Raw genomic sequence first — 1,934 nt, 5'->3', positions numbered from 1 at the left:
GCAGCGGTCTGCGACGGCACGACCAGCCCGGGCCGTCTGGTCATCGCAGCGAGCCCCAGCGCGACATCGCGCACGCCGGCGCCAAACAGCCCCACGGTATCGAGCGTCCAGGAGAAGCACTTCACGCCGACGGTCGGCAGCAGCCGGTAGCTCGGCTTGATCGCGGCGACGCCGCAGAACGAGGCCGGCCGGATCACCGAACCGCCGGTCTGCGTACCCAATGCCAGCGGGATCATCCCGGCGGCGACCGCGGCAGCCGAGCCGGACGACGAGCCGCCCGGCGTGTGCGCGTGATTGCGCGGATTGAGCGTCGGCGTCGGATCGTTCGCCGCGAACGCCGTCGTCGTGGTCTTGCCGACGATGGTCGCACCGGCCTGCTTCAGCGCCATCACGACAGGCGCATCGGCGCGCGGCTGATGCCCGCGATAGATCGCAGCCCCCATCTCGGTCGGGAAATCGGCGGTATCGATGATGTCCTTGATCCCGACCGCAATACCGCGCAGCGGCCCGGCCTGCTGCGCGCGCGCCTTCTCGTCGAGGCGGACAAAGGCGCCGATGGTTTTTTCCTGCGCCGCGATGGCGTCCCGCGTCTGCGTGATGGCGACGTCGGCGGACAATTCGCCGGACTCGATGCGGCGTTGCAGATCAGCAAGTGAGATCATCGGCGGACTTCCTGTTTCTTCGAGGCTTCTTGGCGGCTTCCTGGCCAAGCGCTTGTAGCGCGTCGCGCGCGGCTGCGCCAATGTCGCAGTTGATCGCAATCTCAGGTTGGGCGAAGCTGTACCCCGCATGCATGACCGCTCGCCCAGCCCTTCAAAACTCACCGACACCGAACGGCTCAACCGCCTGCGGCTGATCCGCTCCGACAATGTCGGCCCGCGCACCTTTGCATCGCTGCTCCGCCATTTTGGCGATGCGGCGCACGCGCTGGAGCGCTTGCCCGATCTCGCGCGCCGCGGCGGCGCATCGGGACCTGGGCGCATCTGCAGCGAGGCCGACGCAGCTGCGGAGCTCGCGGCCTGTGGCAGGTTCGGCATCGATCTCGTCGCGCCGGAGGAAGCGCAGTATCCGGCGCGGCTTGGCGCCATCGACGACGCGCCGCCGCTGCTCGGCGTGCGCGGCGCGCGCGATGCCCTGATGCGGCCGATGATCGCGATCGTCGGCTCCCGCAATGCTTCCGGCGCGGGACTGAAATTTGCTGGCCAGCTTGCGCGCGATCTCGGCGACGCCGGCTTCATCGTGATCTCCGGCCTTGCCCGCGGCATCGATCAGGCAGCGCATCGCGCCACCGTTGCCAGCGGCACGGTCGCCGTACTGGCCGGCGGCCACGACAGGATTTACCCGCCGGAGCACGAGGATCTGCTCGCCGCCCTGCTCGAACATGGCGCGGCGATCTCGGAGATGCCGCTCGGCCACGTGCCGCGGGCGCGCGACTTTCCCCGCCGCAACCGGCTGATCTCAGGCGCATCGCTCGGCGTCGTGGTCGTCGAAGCGGCGCATCGTTCCGGCTCGCTGATCACGGCGCGGATGGCGGCCGAACAGGGCCGCGAGGTGTTCGCGGTGCCGGGCTCGCCGATCGATCCGCGCGCCGCCGGCGCCAACGATTTGATCAAGCAAGGCGCCACGCTGGTCACCGAAGCCGCCGACGTCATCAACGCGGTGACGCCGATCATGGAGCGGCCGGTCATGCTCGGCGCGCGCGAAGACGACGAGCCGCTGGATTTTGCCACCGATGGCGGCGATCGCGCCCGCATCATCAATCTGCTCGGACCGAGCCCGATCAGCCTCGACGATCTGATCCGAATGGCCGATGTCTCGCCCGCGGTCGTCCGCGCGGTGCTGCTGGAGCTCGAGCTCGCCGGCAGACTCGAGCGTCACGGCGGCGGGCTGGTATCGATGATTTAGCGGGTGCGTCTCGCGCAAAGCTTGCCCCA

At 69.2% G+C, this 1,934-nt stretch carries 2 protein-coding genes; one reads left to right on the top strand and one right to left on the bottom strand.

The window, feature by feature from the left end; genetic code table 11:
* Positions 1 to 662: amidase family protein (locus tag H8A95_RS42820; RefSeq protein ID WP_229188423.1), on the bottom strand; the 662-nt coding region annotated here is incomplete at its 3' end.
* A gap of 127 nt (positions 663 to 789) precedes the next feature.
* Between H8A95_RS42820 and dprA the strand changes: the two genes are divergently transcribed.
* Positions 790 to 1,905, top strand: coding sequence for a DNA-processing protein DprA (gene dprA / locus H8A95_RS42815; protein ID WP_229188422.1), 1,116 nt, complete (start codon positions 790 to 792; stop codon positions 1,903 to 1,905).
* Positions 1,906 to 1,934 lie beyond the last annotated feature (29 nt).

It is taken from the genome of Bradyrhizobium oropedii, from assembly GCF_020889685.1.
GTDB classification, from domain to species: Bacteria; Pseudomonadota; Alphaproteobacteria; order Rhizobiales; family Xanthobacteraceae; genus Bradyrhizobium; species Bradyrhizobium oropedii.
The sequence above is the reverse complement of the archived record's forward strand: the minus strand, read 5'-3'. Positions and strand labels throughout refer to the sequence as shown.